This is a genomic window from Patescibacteria group bacterium (genome assembly GCA_041649475.1).
Taxonomy (GTDB): domain Bacteria; phylum Patescibacteriota; class Patescibacteriia; order Magasanikbacterales; family GWA2-37-8; genus JBAZNA01.
In genome coordinates, this window is the sequence record JBAZNA010000001.1 from 697,761 (window position 1) to 716,254 (window position 18,494).

Consider the following 18,494-nt stretch of genomic DNA (forward strand, 5'->3'; position numbering starts at 1 on the left):
ACAAAGTAATATATCACAAAACCACCCTTTTTTCAAGGGGTGGCCTGTGGATAAGGTTTTAAGCAATAAAACTAGGCGGCCTTAAGCTTACGCTTTTTCGCAGTAGCTGGCTTATTTTTCTCCAGCAAAGCGTCTAAATCTGCCATAACCGTATCAAAATCTTTTTCATCTAAAAATCCTTCCTCTTCGGTGACCACCACAAAACGGCCGCCCTGATCTTCTCTAATTGTAAAATTCAAAACCTGATCTAGTTTGCGCAGCGCTGACTCAATTTGTTTTGCTTTATCAATCCCCGCTTCTGATTTTGCCATGGCTTTTTTATGTTCTACCAACCTATCACCGGTATTTGCCCTGTCCACTCTGGCGGAAACAATCCTGGCTCCGGTGCCGGGCAAGACCCCTTTTACGTCAAATAATAATTCAGCGTCAACCAAATGAGTCGGCAAAGCCAAAGTCAATTCGTCTCCGCCCACTTTGCCAAGAAATAGATCCTCCCCTTTGGCCAGTTTTTTCTTTTTTAACAACTCGGTGATATTTTGTCTGAATAATCGTAATCTTTCGGTCAGTTGGTCGCTGGCTTTTAAAACATTCTCTTGGAAGACCTTAACCTGTTCTTCTTCCGGTAAATTTTCCACTTCCTCCAGCAACTGCTCATAATTTAAAAGTTGATCAACCCCGACATCAAGCAAATCAATACTTAAAATTGTGCAGTCATCAATTTTTAAAGCCCGGCTGGTAAATTCGTCATCGGAAGTGTACAGTTCTGATTTTTCACTTGATCTTAATGTTTTCACGACTTCCTGCCGTGTTTTGAGAGATGCCAACTTTCCTTTATCTTTAATATCGCCGGCAAATTCCTGATTTTTTGATAATTTTTCCGTCAAAGTTGACCCGTCCGCCAATTTTTTACCTTCTATCTCGCCGGCAGTATGCGGTTTAACAAAATCCATCAAATTCAGCATGCGGTAATATAAAGTGAGCTTATCAAACAGAGCCGAATCTTGCGCGTGCAACTTGTCTTTTCTGACATCCCGAAGCAAATCCTTATTTAACGACCGGACACCATTTTTAATTTCAAAAATTTGGCGCTCTTCACCTTCCTCCGTGCGCACGGTATTTGTTGCCATTATTTCTTTACCCAACTTCGAGAAATTTTTTACAGATCGCAAAACCGCCGCATCAAAGTCCCCTTCTTGGCCTTCAAAAATTTTATAATCCGCCAAACCCAAACTTTCCGCCAGCCGGTGAATTTCCATTGCCCGGCTTAACACTGATGATTTTGCCACCGACAGGGCAATCTCTTTATTTATATTTTTTTCATCTGCTTCACCAACCTCGCTCACCCCCGCATTGAGCCGGTAGCCGACACCCCTGAACTGTTCTTCAAATTCATCCAAAATTTGCTTCTTGGCTTTGCCTTCAGGCGTTTTTTTGTATGTTTTTAATAATTTATATATAAAACCTTCCTGTTCTCCGTTTTCTCCGGCCATGGCTTCATTCACCCCGGCGCTTATCTCACTAATAATTTCATTAACATTTATTCCGGCTTCAACCAATTTAGCATTCGTTGTCTTGTCTATTTTTAAAACGCTGTTTTTATAGTCCTGGGCCAAAACTAAATTATCTATCTGTGCTTCATCCAGCTCGGGCAAACTTTTCAGTAAAACTTTTTTAAACTGGTCTTTTAAAATATTCCTGCCGGCAATTAACATTTCATCAACATGGCTCTGGCCGAAAACAACGTCATTTAGATGTTTAATTGTCAAAAATTTATCAGCCGGGACGGAAATGTTTATAACCACATCTCCCGGCTCCAGATTGCCGTAAACATTGCCCCAATCGCGCCGTTCAAGCATGGAAGCGGTCATCTTTTTTTCCTTATCATCCAAAATTTCACCTGTTTCCAGTTTCGCAAAAGCAATTTCAGCTGCGCCCGTTTTACGTTCTGTCTGACGCTGTTCGGCCGGGTTTACCCAATCCGGCCCCTTCATGGTCTCATGATATATCGCCTCGTTTTCCGCGTTCACCAATAAATCAACTATTTCCATTTTAATGCCGTTTAGCTCGTCCATTTCCTCTTTATTCAATTTTAAAAATTCGGTCAGTTGCGCTTTAAGCGCCTCGTAGTGGCCATTTAATTCTTTAGAATATTTTTCCACCATCGCCAAAAGCTCCCTGGCCTGCTCTTCGGCAGTCGGTTTGGCCGATTTAGGAACTGTTTGCTCTGATTCGTTTTTGGCAATCGCTTCTTTTCTCATATGCTTTTTATCTTTAAAAGAATAGTTTGCATTTTTTTAAAATCATTATCTTTGAGCGTCTGGGCGCGTTCACTGATAAGTGCGTGATCTATTTTCTTTTTTTGCGCGGAAAATCTTCTTAAAAAATCTTTGTCCTGTTTTATTTTTCTGGCCAGCACTCCGGTTTGCCATTTTATCGTATCTGCCAAAATATTTTTCAATTTAGCCAAACGTTCCGGCGCCAGCCCGGCTTTTACCTTATCTAAAATTTGAGCCCTAAATTCGGGCTCAAAAACAAAAATCTGTTCAAGCAAATTTCCAATTTCATTATCGCCGTTTGCGGGCATATTATAAAAGCTGATAGCTCTTGGTCGGCTCTTTCACTCCGTTAAAGACAACATCTTTGATATTAAACACGCCAAACTGCCGGCCGTCCAAAAATCCGGCCATGGCCGCCTCGGCCAGCCAGCCGCTTTCCACCCAATCATAGAGCCATTCATTGGTATATTTCGGATTATTCTGGGAGATGCCGGCGCCGATTGTTTTCAACCAGGTTCTGTTAAATACTTCCTGTGAGCCCAGCGAAGGCGCCATAATTATCGGGGTGCCCAAAGCGGTATAAAACACCAGTTCGCTCGGTTTGGTCCACAGCACATCGGTCGTCTTAAGATGTTCGCTAAAATCTTTAAAATAATCCTCTTTTTCCGTGGCAAAAATTATTTTTATGTTTCTGTCCAATTGCTTGCAGAGTCCGCTGATTCGTATCTGTTCTTTAAAAAATGTATAAACATCATTGCGCGAACCGGCCACCAAATTAAGATTAATCTCTTCATTATGCAATTTCTTTTTCAAACTCGCTAAAATATCAATAGCTATGTGCTTTTGCGCACCGGCTCCGCCCACGGCAAAAGTCAAGGTGAGCGGATGATGATGCTGATGCTCTTTTTTTACGTCCTTTAAAAATTTATTGATCGTTTCCCAATATTTTTGTCGGTATCTTTTGTCAGGATCAAGATTAACGACGCGATCGGACAAATCCGCCTTCAGGGTCTTAAGTCCCGGTCCGCCTAAATTTTCTTCCGGCAATGGAAACCCGGTTAAAAATATATTTTCCGCCGGCACCCCGTATAATTTCAGACGATCAACCACCCGCCGGCAAGGCGCCAGATACTTTATCCGGCTTTTTTGCGGATTCAGCGCCACCCAGGCCCGGCTGATGTCAGCATCGCACAAAACACAATAGATATCATTTTTAAAACCGTGCTCTTCGGCAAAAAAAGAAACCGTAAAAAAAGTGGTGATTAAAGGAATATTTTTGGTGTTCAAATAATCAATAAAATCTTTTCCCCAGCCATTATGTATCCATTTATACATCTGCGTCATTTCAAAAGTCGGCTTGGATAAATCCCGGCGCGGATAAAAATCAGCGATGCGCTGGGCCTTGTCATAAAGCCCGAACAAAAAACTGCCGACTAACGGCACGTTGGAAAGCCGGGAAACAAATCCGTAAAACTTTTCCGAATTATTCCAAACGTCAAAGTCCTTTTTTGGTATGCCCTGATAATTGTTGGCGGTTATGACTTTGCCGGTCGGTGAAAGACCCCGCAAGGGATAAGCGGCTCTTTGATGTCCATAACCCATATCTACGGCCACAATCCAGGCCTTTTGTTCTGCCTCCGTCATATACTATTAAATCGTTTATTTTTAGCAAATAAAAATCCCATTGTTCTGTCAAACTTTGAAGGAAATATTTGCACGCCAAAACCGTTTTCGCGCAGTTTTTGCTCAATTTGCTGATATTCCTTACCATTATGATACTCCAAAATGATGAAATTTACCATATTTAAATCGCTGGCTTTAAGGTTTTCAAACACCTCATACTCCCCGCCTTCAATATCCATCTTCAAAAGAGATATCTTTTTTATTTTATTTTGCCGGCAAAAATCCGCCAATGAATATGCTTGAACTTTTATTGAATTTTCCTTTATCTCCCCGTCAGCCAGTTTGTGATTATGCGAATCGGCGCTTATTTCCAATAATCTTTTGCCGCTTTCTCCCGCCAAAGCCCCGCTAATTACATAAACACCTTTCAGTTTATTGGCTTTAACATGTTTTTGCAGTAATTTTAAATTGTTCGGTTCCGGTTCAAGCGCAAAAATTTTCGCCTTACCACCCAGCATTTTACAATAAAAAACAAAAAAACCGGCATGAGCGCCCACATCAACTATCGGATACTTCGCCGACTTGATCACAAAATCGGCCGCCCGGTATTCTTTATATTTAAAAATCTCATTAAAAACGCTGGCGTCGGCCTCATCGCGCAAATTAAAATGCCAATCTTTATAATTAATTTCCATATATCAATATTTTACCTTAAACTGCGAATTTTTCAAGGTTGTGCTTGTCATTTTAAACCCTCAATAATACATTACCTATTATAGAGCATGAGTAAAAGATAAGTATGAATATAGAGGAAGAGATGCTGAAAGCTTATAACTCGCATGCTGATTCAATACTCAAATTTTGCCTGTACAGGGTTTATGACAAAGAAACAGCTGAAGATCTGACCCAGGAAACTTTTCTGCATTTATACACCTACCTGCTTAAAGGCAACAGTATCGCTAATGTCAGAAGCTTTCTCTATCACACGGCTAACAATATAATCATCGATTATTCCCGGAAACAAAAAGAAGTGTCGCTGGACATTATGATGGACAATGGTTTTGAACCGGCCGGAAAAGTGGAAAATTTCGGTTTGGATGAAGAGTGGTTGATAAATGTCATCAAACAAATAAGAAAGGACTACAGCGCCCCCCTACTTTTGCGTTATGTTGAAGAGTTGAAACCAAAAGAAATCGCACAAGTTTTAGGAAAATCACAAAATGAAATATCAGTAAAAATCTATCGCGGCCTTAAAAAATTAAAACAAATCCTGGCTGAAGGCGGCCTGCATGAGGTCTAACTGCTCTGCTTGACAGCTCTGTTACCGGCTGTTAAGCTAGATACTCGTATTTAATTCTTATCATTAAAAACCATGACCAAAATCATAGCTTTTTTTATAGGAACTATATCTTTATTAACTAATTTCTTCGCCCCCATCAGCCCCATCAGCCCAGTCAGCCAAAGCGCGGCTAACTCAACTCTTAACCTTCAAAATCTAAACAATTTGCCCGTTACAATGGAACAGCATCCGGCCACAAGTTCTTGGGCCACAGCCATTGTGTTGCCGCAATCTCACAGGTACCCGGGCAGTGAGATCGCCGACCCGAAAAATAACAACGCCGTTGTGGTTCAAAATCAAATCTATAACGTTATCTCACAACTATATAATCAAAACCACATAAACTTCGTCTTGGCTGAAGGCGACCTGAACGGACCGGTGCCGGCCGACAAAATCAGCAACTTAAATCAGGAAATAAAATTAAGAAATCAATTCGCGGAGGAAAGCTCAAACCTAAATAAAATATTATCGCAAAATAATTCAGCCAATCAAACATGCCTTACCGGCTTCTTTAACCAGACAAATAAAATAATCTCCTATTTAGACAGGGATATTGCCCTAGCCGGCGCGCCATATCAACTTAAGGCCGAAGGAAACGACCTGGCTCTTTACGGCGCTGAAAATAGTTCCACTAGAGAAGCCAGTGCCAATATAGTCCGCGACTATGTGTATCTAAACGACCGCCTAACACAATTGGGCGGAGGCAGCCAACTGGCTTCTGCCTCTGTTTCGGGCGCTAGCACCAATGCCTCAATGCTCGCATTACTCTCAACGCTGGGCGGACAAAAATCACAACCCCTGGAAAGCTACTTCCCTTCTTTAGTTACCATAGCCGGCACAGACGCCGCCGCCTCAACCGCAGTCAACCAATTAAAAGACACCTACCACCAGCTGCAAACTTTGGATAAGGTTAAAAACGCTTCGGAGGCGTCTGCTTCATCTCCCTCCCGCGCTGATAACCCCTATAGTTCAATAACCGACACCACACAGATTCGGACCTTGATCAGTAAAAACAACGACCAGCTGACGGATGTGGTTTTAAATCAGCGCAATGAAGATGCGGCTGATAATTTTGCGCAGAATTTAAAATCACAAAATCTTGATACGGGAATCATCATTTTCGGAGCCGAGCACACAGCCGGGTTGATAAAAGATCTTAACGACAAAGGCATATCCGTCATTACTATTTCCGTTCAGGGATTGGCAACGACCCAAACCTCATCATAAATTTCCACAAGTAATCTTCAGGTTATAATAACCCGGATTTAACAGCTGCCCGTTGATACTGCAAACCGTGCTTCCGTTAGTGTATCCGATGGAAGCGGTTGAGGTGTCAGACACAAAGGAATTGATAGGGTCAGGCCTAAAACCCTGACTAATCAAATAACTTTCAACTGTTTTTTCTTGAGTATCGGTTATATTGCTGGCTTGCATCATTTGTCCGCCGACGCCTTTCTGATTCTGAATAATCCAGGAGAGATTATTCGGTTCTGAATTGGAAAAATTTAAGCCGCTGGCGCTTTTCATGCTGTTCATAAGCCCGGCAATATCGGTTCCGGTGTTTGCTGTTGTAGTTGGCTGATTATTAGTGGCTGGCTGATTATTATAGGAAACCGGCGCACTTGAACTGGCGCAACCGGCCCCGACCAGGAGCAACGCTCCGCTCACTACAGAAACTAAAATTAAATTCTTTTTCATAAATTATAATGTTAAGATAAAGTCATACTTCTACAGTATAATTTCTGCTATGCTCTTGTCAAATTCCTTTTAACCAAAAAGAGCGGCGCATTTGGCCGCCCTTTTTGCTTTGCCAACTGTAGGAGGAATTAATACCCGCTACTTGGCGCTGGAGAGGAAGGAACAGAAGGTGCGACCGGGACAACCGTTGACGGTACACTACTGCCGCCAAACAGCTGATCAAGAATGAACATATCACCTAAGCTGGTACCACCGCCGGTATTAACAACGCCACTACCGCCAATACTGCCGTATGCGCCATTGTTAAACAATTGGTCCATAATCAGGTAATCTCCCAAATTCATGGGCTGGTTGCCGCCGAATAGACGACCTAAGACAAATAAATTTCCAAGATTATTCCCGGTGTTAAGGACTCCGCCAGTGTTAACTCCATTGGAGTAAACTGTCGTATTGGCAGTCGGAATCACCAACTGCTGTCCGGGATTAATTATATTAGGATTAGAAATATTATTTGCCGCCACGATTTGTCCATATAAGTTTGCGTTACCTAAGTATCTGGCTGCTATTGACCTTAGGGTGTCACCGGATTGGACAACATAAACAAAACCGTTTGTTCTGCTGTTCAAAATTCCGTTACTGCCGGCAAACAACCTGTCAAGCACAAATAATTGGCCTAATCCCAAGTTGGAACCCGAGATATTGCCAAACACATCACTGCTTACCTGTGCTTGCGCCACCGGCGCTATACTTACGACAGCCGCAGCCGCTAAAGAGGCCATGCCGTAAGAAATTCTCTTAATTAGATTCATATTCACAATTACATTAATTAACTGCTTTACACTATACTTGACGAAACTAAAACGACTTTATGTCTCATGAATATAAAGTCGCTTAACTAAGAGGCGTAGGCCCTCTATAATTATTTACCGGCCAAAACCACACTTACATCCAGGGTCTGGCCATTCCTGTAGATCTGAAGCTCAATTGTATCTCCGACATTATGTTGATTAACAACATCTGAAAGCAAATAATTTTCATTTAATTGCTTTCCATCTGCTGTCAATATAATATCACCCGCTTTTATTCCTGCTTGAGCCGCCGGCGAACCCGGCGCGACTGCCGGCTGGTTCGCTCTATCCCCTTTGATAACCAGCATGCCGTAGCTGTATGGCAAATTCATATTGGTCTGCAGTTCAATTGTCACCGGTTCGTATCTGACTCCAATAAACGGGATCTTAAAATCACTTAACTGACCGCCGGAAATCACCTGATCCAAATCGCGTTTCACTAAATTACCGGGTAAAGCGAATCCAATTCCCGGCGCATCAGCCGTAGCCACATTCATACCAATCACATTGCCGGCAATATCAAGCAACGGTCCGCCGGAATTGCCCGGATTAATGGCCGCATCGGTTTGGATAACGCCGTGGAGATCTTCAGTTTGTAAAGGATTGTCACCTTGAGCCGTAACATTTCTCATCAATCCCGAAACCACGCCTTTACTGACCGAATTATTGAACTGCCCCAAAGCATAGCCGATGGAAATGGCGGTTTGTCCAACCTGAAGATTATCGGAATTGCCAAAGGTTAAAAACGGCAAACCGCTGATGTTGTCTATCTTCAAAATGGCAATGTCATTGCTGGGATCAGTCGCCACCACACGAGCTTTAACTTCCTGTCCGGCATGGGCGCTGTCATTTAAAATCACCGTGTATACTGCGCCGATAGTATCCACAACGTGCTTATTGGTCACAATAAATCCGTCCGCCGAAACCAAAAATCCGCTGCCCGCGCCGATTCTTTGCAGGGTCGTGCTGGCGCCAGCGCTCGTCTCTAGACACTGCGCCTGCAGTGATGCCGGAAAATCCAGACCGCACTGCTGAACACTGGAAACATTTTGCGAAGCCAGAATGCTAACCACTGCCGGGGCGTCTTGCTTGACGACATTTATGGTCTGCGATTCCTCTGTGTTCTGGGTTTGAAGATCCTGGGCCGTAGAGATATCATAAACCATCAGCGCCAGACCGGCTAAAAGAATAATTACTCCCGCTATTTTTACATTATTTTTTATATCATTTTTCATATTGGCTGTGTTAGTAGATGGTTACATAGTAAACTCATACTTATCTACTCTTATCTTTACAGTTAAAAAATAACCTGTCAATATTTGATACGTTTGACAGGGTTTTGGGGGTGCAGAATTGTTCCGAGGCCTGGATTCGAACCAGGATAAGGACCTTCAAAGGGTCCCGGCTTGCCGTTGGCCGACCTCGGAATTTTTAATTTTATGAAGGAAGTTTTATACCTTCAACTGTTTGCGCATAGCCAAACCGCTGGAGACAACCGTTAAAACCAGGACAGCCAGGGTCTGAACGCCAAACAGCATAAGGATATTGGATTTGAAGTAATTTGTCAAGAGAAAGCCATTTGGCATCACCTCGGCCAAATACGGATCAAGATATTTCAGTCCCAAAAACACCAAACCAATAGTAAGACCGACACTTAAAATAGTAAACAAAATCGACTCTATCAGATACGGCCCGCGAATAAACCAATTGCTGGCGCCAACCAATCGCTTGATGCTGATTTCAAACCTTTGGGTGTTAATGGCCACGCGGATCGTGTTGAAAATGATGAGAAATGAAATCAAAGCAAACATGGCCGTGAGCCCCAAGCCAACTTCTTCAATGCGGGTAATAATACTTTGCAGTTTGCTGATTGCCTGTTCGTGTTTGTCAAAACTGGTTGACTCTATAATGTCTTTATATTCAGGCACGTTGAGCGCGCTGATTATTTTTGTATAATCTCCCGGATCTCTGGTTTTGATAATTAAAGTTGAGCCAAACGGATTGGTGCCAAGCTCGTTTAAAGCGTCCATGACCTCGGTCTGCGCCTGGTTTTGATCTTTAAAGGTCTGCAACACCTCATCGCTCGACTGAACATCCAAACCCACAACTTCCGGGAATTTTTTCACGTACGTTTGGATTTCGTTCACCTGCTGGTCTGTGGCTGTGGGCAAAAAATACACGCTCACGTCAATCTGCTGTTTGACCGCGCCAATCGCCTCTTTGGTAATCACATCAATGGACCATAAAGTATTTATAGAGAGTAGCATTAGGGTCAGAATAAAAACAGTCATGAACGCCAAAGAAATATTGCGCCCCAAATCCTGAAGTGCGTATTTTATTAACCGAAAAAAAGAAACAAAAATCATAAAATTTTACAAACGATATTTTCCTGATTCTTCGTCATTGATAATTTCGCCGCCGTGCAAAGTGATCACGCGGCGTTTTAAATGATTAACGATTTCACGGTTATGCGTGACCAAAATAATGGTGGTGCCGAATTCATTTATTTTTTTAAGTATTTCAACAATTTCGGCGGCGTTAATGGAATCCAAATTGCCAGTGGGCTCGTCGGCCACAATAATTTTCGGACGGTGCACCAACGAGCGCGCGATGGCTACCCGCTGCTGTTCTCCGCCCGAGAGCTGATTCGGATAGCTGTCCCCTTTCTCACTTAAACCGACGATATCCAAAACCTGCGGAATGGTTTGGTGGATGCGCTCATATTTTTCTCCGGCCACTTCCAGGGCAAAGGCCACATTTTCATAAACCGTTCTTTTGCGCAAAAGTTTGAAATCCTGAAAAACCACGCCGATTTGCCGGCGCAAATATGGGACGTTGTTTGAACTGATACTGGAAATGTCCCAGCCGCCGATTTCAATCTTACCGCGCGACGGCCTTTCTTCGGCAATTAATAGTTTCACCAGGGTGGTCTTGCCGGTGCCGCTCTGTCCGACAATAGACACAAAATCTCCGGCTTCAATGTGGAGATTTATATTGCGTAAAGCGGGCGTGCCGGTGGAATAAATTTTTGTTACTCCGCTGATTTTTATCATAGAGCTATTATAGCACAGAAAAAAGCATCGCTAAAGGCGACCAGTGGGGATAATTACTAATCTTTCCGCCGGCGGCAAGCCCGGAGTGACTGACTGCACCGGCTCAAAGCTGTAAGAAACTTTTTTATTAAAACGGTCAAGCTCTTTGGCGATAATATTTTTCAAATCCCCAAAATTTCTTTTGCCGCCTTTGCCGAAATCAACTTCACCTTCATAGATCGGATAAAAAACCGCCTTTCCACCCGATTTTAAATGCGCCATTGCTGATTTTAAAATCGCGCCGATTTTCTTATCCAGATTTTTTCCGTCCTCGGCGTCTAGCCACTCACCCGCCCCGCTTTGATTGGTGTTATAAAAACTATAGGGCGTGCTGAAATTTGAAAATATATAATCAAATTTCTTTTTTAATTTTAAATTTTCAAATTCGGTCTCTCCTAATTTTTTATTGGCTCCCTGCGCAATGTCTTTCGGGTTGGAAAATTTTCCGGCATCAACGGAAACGACTTTACAATTTAACTTGAGGCCGCTTTCTTCAAGCTGTCTGATGCCGTCGCCAAAATAGGCAAAGGCGCCGGCGCCGACATCAAGCACGTCTTTGCCGACCAAATCATCCAAAGACAAACCCGCGTTATGCAAATAGGAGTCAAGCCCCTTTTTTCGGGCTTGGCGCAATTTGATCAAATTGGCGTCAATAAAATCAGGCGGATAATATTCGCGCGCGAGAACCATATTTGTTCTAACTTATTTTACGACCGGCCCTGAACTTGAACCCGATACCACCGGGCTCTTGGCGCTCTTGCTGAAGACAAAGATGTATAAAATTTCCAAGATGCCCAAGGTGTTGAAGATTAACAGAATTACAAACCAGGCCTTACTGCCTTTGCGAGCGGCAATCCACAGCGCCCAGGCCTTCCAGATAAGAGACCAAACAACCAAGGCGATCATTACAAAAACAAAAATTCCGGCGTAGGCCGCGAACCACTGCGTGTCTCCGGAGGCGGCTGCCTGCGATTGTATCAGATAATTTGAGATAGGCATAAAAATAATTATTAAATAGTTTCATTTCCGGTTGGCGTTGCTGACGCTCCGCCTTTTTTAACCTGAAGTAGCGGCACAAAAATCACTATCGCGTAACCCAGCCACATTACCCAATTGGAAAATATTGCCGGATTAAACCGCATGGTCACGATAAGATCCAAAATTATTGAACAAACCGCCCAAGTAACACCATATCCCACAGCCATGCCCGAGGTCGTCGGTTTCACCTTGCCGGCCATGATATAGACGATAATACCGCCGATTATGGCGATTAGTATTTCCATCCATGTGCTGCCGTAGATGTTAAAGCCGATAAACACGGATACGATTACAAACATCAGTACCCAGATAAAAACCCCGTATCCAATTGCTTTTCCCCATTGCATAAGTTCACCCCCTCTCCATTAATATGTCTATATTTTACCCTTATGGCAGGGTTTTTACAAGATCATGCTTTCTCTGTCGTTTTCAGCCGATTTCAGGATATAAACATCGCTTTTTCCGTAGGCATCCTCGCCCACAAACTCCGCCTCTTTGTCTATAATCGCCTGCAGGGGTTTGCAAGCCGGACAGCCGTCGTCGCCGTTCGGGCATTTAAACCGGTTCAGTTGTCTGGCCAGTTTCATCTGTTTGGCGATTTCCAAAATTTTGTTTTGCGCTTCGTTTAGGTCGGGCAGGGTTTTTTCGGTTAAATTATCGCTGGAAAATAAGTACCAATAACTGGCTTTGGTCACTTTTCGCTTCTGGCAATTGTGCACGAGCAAATGGTAAATCGGCAGTTGTAAAGAGTCGGTCTCTTCCTCGTTGCGCCCGGTTTTAAAATCAATAATGTGAACGCTGTCGGTGTCGGGCAAATATTCCAGCCAGTCAATTTTCCCGCACAAAATAATATTTTCTTCTTCAGAAAGCCAATACGACGGCAGATCCTGCTGGATTTTTACGGAAAGCGTGGCGAGCGGGCCCGGACTCCTCATCACCCGGCGAAGCATTTCCTCTCCGCGCTGTTTATAAACATATTCAACCTCGTCGCTTTGGAAGCCGCCTTTTTTGCCGCGAATTTTTTCCCAAGCCGTGTCCAGCTTTTCTATTAGCGACTTTGCGAAGCGCTGTTCAGTCGGCAAAACCGATAATGATTCCAAAACCTCATGCACGGCCTGGCCCAGCGCCAGCGCCGGAGCCATTATTTTTATTTTATGTTTTGTCACCGGATCTTTATAAACATTTTTCAAATAATACGCTTTCGGACAGCGCAAAAAATCACTGATTGAAGTGTGTGAAACCCAAACTGCGGTGTATCTGTCCGGAGGCATAGTTATTTACGCGTAGGCAGTGCCTGCGTCTTTAATACTTAATGATTCAAAATAATAAATAAACTTCAGATTGTCTACATTAACACCGTATTTTATCACCAAACTCTTTGGCTCGCCGTTGATTACGGGATTAGCGAACAAATGCTGCTCGCGCAAGTCCGCGTTTTCCGGCGCATTGTCAATAATCGCAAAATCAAACAACTCATCAACAATTACGCCGGTAAATATTTCCTCAATCTCTTCCACAGAATCGCTGGTATCAAAATCAAACGGCTGATTTTTTTTAGTAAAAAGTTCTTTGAGCCGAGATTGCAAACCGTCTTTAATAGTTTTTAAAGCGCTTTCTATCGCCGCTTCATGCGCTTTTTCGTTTTCGGACATATATATTTATTTCTTCATCATTAGTTCTCTGAGCAAATTCGCGTCTTCTTTGCCCAGATATAATAACCCATCTGGGTGCAACTCATTTTTATCACCAACTTGAGATAGTGAAGCTGTCCAAATACTTATCCGTGCAAGTTTAAACAAACCCATCAAAGGGCCACTGATAGTTTTTATATCTTGGATTTTATCAAATGCTATAGATTTAGATTTTTTTATAAACATGCCCCAATTTATAGTTAAACTTCCCTGATCAAGAAAGAAGGAAGTAAATTGGAAATCGATAAAAAATCTGATAAAAACAGGGGCCCCAATAATAACCAGTAGAACCACAAAAAATCCGACCCAATACTTCGAAGCAAATAATAAGATTGGTACAGTTACTAAAAATAACAACAGAGCTATCTTGACCGCAGCGTACAAAAGCAAAGAGTTTGACATTTTATACGTTTTTTTAAAGTCGTACATAATATAAATTAGTTATCTAAATTTCTTTAATGCGTTTGGTAGGCCCCAAATAACCAAAGCAATGCCGCCGAAGACAACTGATAGCCCCGGGAAGATGCTAGAAGCGTAGAGTTTCCAGCCCTGCCATTCCATGGAGATCAGCCAATCGCCTTTGATGCCGGAATACACCAAACCGACGCCGGCATACAAAAAGCCTGCTGCCAGCAGGCAGAAAAGGACGATGACGATGAGTTTAAAAGTGTTGTCGGTGGATGATTGGGGGAGGGTGGGCATATAGGATGGGTTTAAAATTAAGGATAAAAATAAAATATACGGCAAGAATATCTTACCATAATACACTAATGTTGAGCAATAAAAAAATTTTGCTCGAGGTGGTGGAGTAAGTACGAACCTGTATTGACCAAGGTAAATATTCAACTTTTTTTTAAACGCCGCAAATAGTTTTAGCGAGGTGGTCAATTATCAATAACCAATTAAGTTTGATTAGTAACAATAAAATTCCAAATAATATTATGAATCCTATTATAAAAAACCAATTAAATCTATAATTTTGCTTATTTTCTCGATCGTTTTTTTTCACCTGACTTTTATAAAAAATAAATAGTAACATCAAAAATAAGAGGTAACCGCCATACTTTTTTAAATTATTCATCTGCCCAAAGGCGCTTATAACAACATAGCCAATTAAGCTAAGCAAGACAATTGTAAACGGTAACTTTTCCTCTAGTTTTTCGAAGATACCATTCCAGTAGCGTGTACCCCATGGATCGCCTGTCGGTCCGCCCATATCTGGTTTCCCCTCTGAAGATGTCCCTGCTTGTGCTAAAATACCACCGGAGCTTTCTTCTTGTGGAACTATACCCTTAAAACCACTTTCGCTAATATCAATGCCAGTACCACGTTTTTCATCCTCATTGATTCTGTTTGCCGTTCCGTTATTCATATAAATACTTCAAAAAGCCACCATGTATGTGTTCGATCGAATCTATATTGTCTTTGCATAAGCTTTCCAAATCTTGTAAATTGGTGGTCAACTCTTTATTTTGAAAAAAATCTATTTCGCAGTACGTGCCGCATTCTTTTTTATACTTATCTGCATACACCTGTTTTTTACTAAAAAATCTATTTATCGCTTCTTCGGTTGTTACCGGTCCCATTAGTATATTAAATTTTCCACCATCATATTCGCAGTCGTTAAAAGAAAAACCGAAATCAATCAGTTTAGCACCTGTGTTTTTTTCGAATGATTCATAATTTTTAAACATTTTGTTTTTAAATGCCGTTTTTAGATTATCCAAGTTATCTGCGCTATTAAAATTCAATATTGAACTTTTTGTGCCGACACGAATTAAAGTATTGATCGGATATTTATCAAAGGTTTTTATAATTTTAAATAATTTTTCTGTTTTGTTTTTAAACTCGCCAAAGTCCAATGAGCCATCAATTTGTAAACCGAAATTTTCAATACTAAAAAAAATAAATTCAGTTAAATCTTCATTTGCGACGTCTATCCTAGCGTCCATTATTTTTATTTTAGTGAAATCCTTATTTTTAGCTATAATAGCATCTGTCAATTGCCCTTTTAAATCCAAGAAAGAGAACTTCCTAAATTTTAAACGAATCTCTAGGGTATGTTTAATTATTTTAGTATCTGCCATATAAATTAGATTAACAAATTATTTATCACAATATAATAGTTACTTTTTCATAAAGTTTTGGTAAACAATTTTGTCTCATTCTAAATTTAGTACCATGATTGTGGCCACTTCTTGCATCAAAATCCACCAAAATGTCCCCGTCTTCCAACGCTTTTAAAAAGCCTTCAAAGCTGAATTTTTGCAACATCATCACTTTAGAATAGTGATAATATTCTTTTTTGCGTTCTATTTTAACATCCGCTTGTACATAAAAGCAGTTTAGTAATTTTGTTCCGGCTTTATGTTCAAGATCATCAAAACCCCAGTATGGTTGCGGATCTAATTCACCCAAACCAACACGCTTTTTAACTGATTGCAGCCATACCTTGTGTCTTGGGTCAACACTTTTTGCTTCAAAAGAAATCAATATCTTTTTTTCTCGTCGGTCAATGACTACCATAAAACCACGGTCGCTTCGTGATTTGCCATGAATAGTTTGTCTAAAACTCATTTCGTTTTTAGGATATAATTTGTCGGCCTCATCATGAGCCCAGCCGTATTTTGGTAATAATACCTGTGGCACAAAACGAACTGCGCGTGGTGATGGTTCAGTGTGAAAAAGCGTTGTAAGCGATGTTGAATTTAATCGCTGCGCTTTTAATTCCCATTCGGCCGCATTCGGAATTGGTAAATTATTTTCTTTAATGCCTAGCAGGTCTTCTAGCGTATTACCAATTCCGCCATGGTTACCTTTGCGGGCATTTGGTATCCAACCCATCCCAGCTATTCGTTTAAATTCCTCAATCAAAATTGGTTTAGTAAAAAGATTTAATGTTTGTTTTGCACGTGGCATATTTAGAAGTTTAATTTTATTTGGGATTTATGTTTTTTTATACGTTCTTTTGCCATAGCACAATATTGTGGTGATATATCAATTCCGATGTAATTTCTGTTAAAGTTTATAGCGGATATTGCGGTTGTGCCCGAACCCATAAAAGGGTCCAAAATAACTTTTGCACTGGTAGATGTGACAATTCTGTCAATCAAATCAACTGGAAAAGCGGCGGGGTGTTCATTTTTCATCTCTTGGGTAAATTCCCATACATCGCCGTACCCATTCGCTTTGGGCACTAACTTAAATTTTGGTTTAGCAATTAAATAAATCACTTCATATGTTGGCACAAAATAACCAGCATTAAAATTAAAACCACCTTTCCGTCTCCAAATGATTATTTGCCGAACTGGAAAACCGGAAATAATATCTTGTCTGTCCTGTAATTTTCCGGCTTGTACTCGCCATTTGTGATTATAAAAAATTGCACCGTCTTCCGGGATGATCCTCATCATCTCATTTAGGCAATCTCGCTGCCACTTAACATAATCTTCATGTGGCATGCAATCATTGTGATGACTATATCCTTTTTGTAGGGCCGCATTTGCCCATTTGCCACCTCGCCCGTCTTTCATGCCATTACCAGTTGAATTTTTTAAATTATACGGGGGCGATGTTACAACTAAATCAACACTTCCGTCAGGAATTTGCTTTAGTATCTGAACAGTGTCGCCACAAATAATTTTATTAACAAAACTATCGAGTTGCTTCATAAACCCTATATTATAAACTAGCAAGTATATTTTACCCTTTTTCTTTTGAGTTTACAAACACAAAACTCACCCCTTTGCAAGGGGTGAGTAGTAATTTGAAAAAACGTTCCATTTAGGCCAACCGGCCGTGTTTTTCTAAAAAATACACAGAACTGCCTTCTTTTTCATGACAGTATTTACAGAGCACCTCACCATTTTCCACATCCCACAACTCAAAACAATTTATAGCTTCAGGGACTGAAGTAATGCGATTACTTCTTACAATCTGACACAATGTTTTTTTGTGATGCACCTCAAGAGCATACTTGCACCCGCATCTCTGACATCTATAACCTGCTCTAAATAAAACTTGCACTCTCCATCTATAATATTCAAAAGATCTTTGCAGTTCGCTTCTAAATAACTTATACTGTCCAAAATCAAAACCGGTATAAGAAAAAATGTTATATACCTTACAACTTGGGCTCTGCTTTTGGTCTTTGTGATCAGTACGAGAATGCTTGATTATTACATACAATAACCAACAAAGCATAGCCAGACCGATTAAATCACCGAGCGCGGATGTGTTCTCCATAGACCCGTACCCTGACATAAATCGGCCAAATTGTCAATGTTCAGTCACCTACCCTACCTCACCTCCACCCCAACCTCTTTCCCCTCCGAAATATAGCCCACCAATCGCGCCACCTCGTCTATTGATTTCTGATTGGCAGCAGTCATCTGTCCCGGAGCCGAAACTGCATCCGTCGCCTGTTTTATCAGTTCATTCATGGCCTGATTGTAGCCGTTATCATTTTCAAAAATGCGTTTCAAAATCCCCTGGCTGTTTTGCAGAGTAATATCCCCCACCAACCGCGAATTAAAAATTTCCACGGAAGGAATGTAAACCGTGATTTTGTTTCCATTGATTTTTATATCTTCTTCCTTAAGCTTGGCCAGATCAACTCCGGTATTTACTTCAACCACCCCATACGCGTTTATCACCTGCCCCCACAAAAGCCGTTGCCAAAAAGTGTCCTGCTGGGTGGAAATTTTTATGGACTCATTCAAAACATTTGTCTGCGTAACCAAAAATCCGCGGTCGCGCAGGGCGGTGAGGATTGACTGGCTTGAGACCTTTGTCTGGCCAACACTTCTTGTGGCCCACCAGCCGATAAATAGGCCGGCTGCAAAAATTAAAAAGACGATAACGACAGCGTAAATGAATTTTTTCATAGC

At 41.5% G+C, this 18,494-nt stretch carries 24 protein-coding genes and 1 tRNA gene; 2 read left to right on the plus strand and 23 right to left on the minus strand.

The genetic code is table 11. The features are described 5' to 3' along the window. Window positions 1-71: 71 nt before the first annotated feature. From WC526_03485 to WC526_03500, 4 genes are read right to left on the minus strand one after another with little or no spacing between them, the layout of a single operon-like run. Window positions 72-2,258 (minus strand): hypothetical protein, encoded by a 2,187-nt coding sequence (locus WC526_03485; protein MFA5062184.1) that lies wholly within the window; start codon window positions 2,256-2,258, stop codon window positions 72-74. After that, window positions 2,255-2,584 carry a hypothetical protein gene (locus WC526_03490; protein ID MFA5062185.1) on the minus strand — a complete coding sequence of 110 codons (330 nt, stop codon included), beginning with the start codon at window positions 2,582-2,584 and terminating at the stop codon, window positions 2,255-2,257. Before WC526_03490 ends, WC526_03485 begins: the two co-directional genes overlap by 4 nt. Window position 2,585: 1 nt before the next feature. Continuing rightward, complete coding sequence (locus WC526_03495; GenBank protein MFA5062186.1) at window positions 2,586-3,920, minus strand: hypothetical protein; 1,335 nt, start codon at window positions 3,918-3,920, stop codon at window positions 2,586-2,588. After that, window positions 3,917-4,594: an FkbM family methyltransferase gene (locus WC526_03500; GenBank protein MFA5062187.1), complete on the minus strand. Its 678-nt coding sequence runs from the start codon at window positions 4,592-4,594 to the stop codon at window positions 3,917-3,919. The genes WC526_03495 and WC526_03500 overlap by 4 nt, the downstream gene beginning before the upstream one ends. Window positions 4,595-4,698: 104 nt before the next feature. Here WC526_03500 and WC526_03505 point away from each other — a divergent pair, with 104 nt between their 5' ends. Together WC526_03505 and WC526_03510 are read left to right on the plus strand one after the other, a co-directional pair. Further along, a complete protein-coding gene (locus WC526_03505) occupies window positions 4,699-5,199 on the plus strand; it encodes an RNA polymerase sigma factor (protein ID MFA5062188.1) in 501 nt (166 codons plus the stop codon). 72 nt (window positions 5,200-5,271) lie between these two features. Beyond that, complete coding sequence (locus WC526_03510; GenBank protein ID MFA5062189.1) at window positions 5,272-6,465, plus strand: hypothetical protein; 1,194 nt, start codon at window positions 5,272-5,274, stop codon at window positions 6,463-6,465. On the opposite strand, the gene WC526_03515 is transcribed toward WC526_03510, so the two are convergent. From WC526_03515 to WC526_03605, 19 genes are all read right to left on the minus strand, one after another. Then, a complete protein-coding gene (locus WC526_03515; protein MFA5062190.1) occupies window positions 6,460-6,936 on the minus strand; it encodes a hypothetical protein in 477 nt (158 codons plus the stop codon). The two genes, WC526_03510 and WC526_03515, sit on opposite strands and share 6 nt — an antisense overlap. Window positions 6,937-7,064: 128 nt before the next feature. Further along, complete coding sequence (locus tag WC526_03520; protein ID MFA5062191.1) at window positions 7,065-7,745, minus strand: LysM peptidoglycan-binding domain-containing protein; 681 nt, start codon at window positions 7,743-7,745, stop codon at window positions 7,065-7,067. 110 nt (window positions 7,746-7,855) lie between these two features. Further along, window positions 7,856-9,019, minus strand: a complete 1,164-nt coding sequence (locus tag WC526_03525) for a trypsin-like peptidase domain-containing protein (protein MFA5062192.1) — start codon at window positions 9,017-9,019, stop codon at window positions 7,856-7,858. Window positions 9,020-9,140: 121 nt separating this feature from the next. After that, window positions 9,141-9,211, minus strand: a tRNA-Gln gene (locus WC526_03530). Window positions 9,212-9,235: 24 nt separating this feature from the next. After that, complete coding sequence (locus WC526_03535) at window positions 9,236-10,150, minus strand: permease-like cell division protein FtsX (protein ID MFA5062193.1); 915 nt, start codon at window positions 10,148-10,150, stop codon at window positions 9,236-9,238. 6 nt (window positions 10,151-10,156) lie between these two features. Next, window positions 10,157-10,837, minus strand: a complete 681-nt coding sequence (gene ftsE, locus WC526_03540; GenBank protein MFA5062194.1) for a cell division ATP-binding protein FtsE — start codon at window positions 10,835-10,837, stop codon at window positions 10,157-10,159. A 30-nt stretch (window positions 10,838-10,867) separates the two neighbouring features. Continuing rightward, a complete protein-coding gene (locus tag WC526_03545) occupies window positions 10,868-11,566 on the minus strand; it encodes a hypothetical protein (protein MFA5062195.1) in 699 nt (232 codons plus the stop codon). Between the two features lie 12 nt (window positions 11,567-11,578). After that, the gene (locus WC526_03550; GenBank protein MFA5062196.1) at window positions 11,579-11,875 is read right to left on the minus strand and encodes a DUF5652 family protein; all 297 of its coding nucleotides are present in this window, start codon (window positions 11,873-11,875) and stop codon (window positions 11,579-11,581) included. A gap of 11 nt (window positions 11,876-11,886) precedes the next feature. Continuing rightward, on the minus strand, window positions 11,887-12,261 hold the full coding sequence (locus tag WC526_03555) for a hypothetical protein (GenBank protein ID MFA5062197.1): 375 nt from the start codon (window positions 12,259-12,261) through the stop codon (window positions 11,887-11,889). 54 nt (window positions 12,262-12,315) lie between these two features. Further along, window positions 12,316-13,185 (minus strand): PD-(D/E)XK nuclease family protein, encoded by an 870-nt coding sequence (locus tag WC526_03560; protein MFA5062198.1) that lies wholly within the window; start codon window positions 13,183-13,185, stop codon window positions 12,316-12,318. A gap of 6 nt (window positions 13,186-13,191) precedes the next feature. Then, window positions 13,192-13,566: a hypothetical protein gene (locus tag WC526_03565; protein MFA5062199.1), complete on the minus strand. Its 375-nt coding sequence runs from the start codon at window positions 13,564-13,566 to the stop codon at window positions 13,192-13,194. 6 nt (window positions 13,567-13,572) lie between these two features. After that, window positions 13,573-14,034 (minus strand): PH domain-containing protein, encoded by a 462-nt coding sequence (locus WC526_03570; GenBank protein MFA5062200.1) that lies wholly within the window; start codon window positions 14,032-14,034, stop codon window positions 13,573-13,575. A gap of 12 nt (window positions 14,035-14,046) precedes the next feature. Then, window positions 14,047-14,307: a hypothetical protein gene (locus WC526_03575; GenBank protein MFA5062201.1), complete on the minus strand. Its 261-nt coding sequence runs from the start codon at window positions 14,305-14,307 to the stop codon at window positions 14,047-14,049. Window positions 14,308-14,458: 151 nt separating this feature from the next. Then, window positions 14,459-14,977 (minus strand): hypothetical protein, encoded by a 519-nt coding sequence (locus WC526_03580; GenBank protein ID MFA5062202.1) that lies wholly within the window; start codon window positions 14,975-14,977, stop codon window positions 14,459-14,461. Continuing rightward, entirely contained in the window at window positions 14,970-15,692 is a 723-nt protein-coding gene (locus WC526_03585; GenBank protein MFA5062203.1) for a hypothetical protein, read from the minus strand. The genes WC526_03580 and WC526_03585 overlap by 8 nt, the downstream gene beginning before the upstream one ends. 25 nt (window positions 15,693-15,717) lie before the next feature. Next, window positions 15,718-16,524: an MvaI/BcnI family restriction endonuclease gene (locus tag WC526_03590; protein MFA5062204.1), complete on the minus strand. Its 807-nt coding sequence runs from the start codon at window positions 16,522-16,524 to the stop codon at window positions 15,718-15,720. 2 nt (window positions 16,525-16,526) lie between these two features. Beyond that, a complete protein-coding gene (locus tag WC526_03595) occupies window positions 16,527-17,276 on the minus strand; it encodes a site-specific DNA-methyltransferase (GenBank protein ID MFA5062205.1) in 750 nt (249 codons plus the stop codon). A gap of 112 nt (window positions 17,277-17,388) precedes the next feature. After that, window positions 17,389-17,850, minus strand: a complete 462-nt coding sequence (locus WC526_03600) for a hypothetical protein (protein ID MFA5062206.1) — start codon at window positions 17,848-17,850, stop codon at window positions 17,389-17,391. Between the two features lie 53 nt (window positions 17,851-17,903). Further along, window positions 17,904-18,491: a DUF4230 domain-containing protein gene (locus WC526_03605; GenBank protein ID MFA5062207.1), complete on the minus strand. Its 588-nt coding sequence runs from the start codon at window positions 18,489-18,491 to the stop codon at window positions 17,904-17,906. Between the last annotated feature and the right edge of the window lie 3 nt (window positions 18,492-18,494).